Origin of the sequence: Exiguobacterium sp. USCH10 (assembly GCF_037619445.1) — a bacterium.
Classification (GTDB): domain Bacteria; phylum Bacillota; class Bacilli; order Exiguobacteriales; family Exiguobacteriaceae; genus Exiguobacterium; species Exiguobacterium aestuarii_A.
The window spans coordinates 1-898 of sequence record NZ_JAQPZO010000027.1; the positions used below are offsets into that span (position 1 = coordinate 1).

Annotated in this window: 2 protein-coding genes; both read right to left on the reverse strand. The window is 34.5% G+C overall.

The features are described from left to right. A partial coding sequence (locus PQI28_RS15580; protein WP_339963828.1) for a cation transporter occupies positions 1-509 on the reverse strand: 509 nt, incomplete at its 3' end. Beyond that, positions 502-870, reverse strand: coding sequence for a Cd(II)-sensing metalloregulatory transcriptional repressor CadC (cadC, locus tag PQI28_RS15585; RefSeq protein ID WP_003322301.1), 369 nt, complete (start codon positions 868-870; stop codon positions 502-504). The genes PQI28_RS15580 and cadC, both read right to left, overlap by 8 nt. Positions 871-898: the final 28 nt, after the last annotated feature.

The following is an 898-nucleotide window of genomic DNA, read 5'->3' on the forward strand; positions in this document are numbered from 1 at the left end:
CCACCTATAACAGCCACTGTCATAAGGGTTTTCATATCAAATTCAAAACGTAGTAAGTTTTGCAAACCAACTTTAAAAAGTGATAATCCTCCGATAAACATGGATGCTAAAAACAATAAGGTAGTAACAATGTTCTCTTCTCCATTCACATACGAGGAAAGATAACCAAAGGCAATCAATAAGGAAGCATAAAGTAGAGTACTATGCTTTTTATAAAACGGCACTTTATCTTCTTTCGTATCTTCTTTTACCTCTTGTGATGCTTGGCGAGCAGATTTTTCAGGTGTCACTTTGAGATTCTCAAATGCACCTGCTTTTTCTAGTTCTTCTATCGTTGCATTACCATAAACAACAATTTTAGATGCACCAAAATTTACTTTTGCATCCTCAACTCCAGATAGCTGTTTTACATTTTTTTCGAATTTACCCGCGCAGTTTGCGCAAGTAAAACCTTGTACACGATAGGCCTTCATTTCTTGTTCAGATGTTATTGCCTTTTGATCAGACATTGACATTCACTTCTTTCTTATGTTCTAGTACAATCATCATTATTTGTCTAATATGTTCATCGTCTAACGAATAAAACGCTAGTTTTCCTTCTTTTCTATATCTTACAATCCCCTGCTTATGAAGGGTCCTTAAATGATGAGAAGCATTTGCCACCGTAATACCAATAATATTTGCTATATCACACACACATAACTCTTCATCTTGACACAAAGCATAGGTAATCTTTGCCCTATTTTCATCCGCAATTGCTTTTAACATTTGGGCAACACTAACAATATCGATTGTTTTTAAATCACCTTGTATTCGATTGACCTTTTCCTCGTCATAACAAAAAATTTCACAAGTATCTTTCTTATTCACATTATCACCCCATTGATATTCAAGTGTT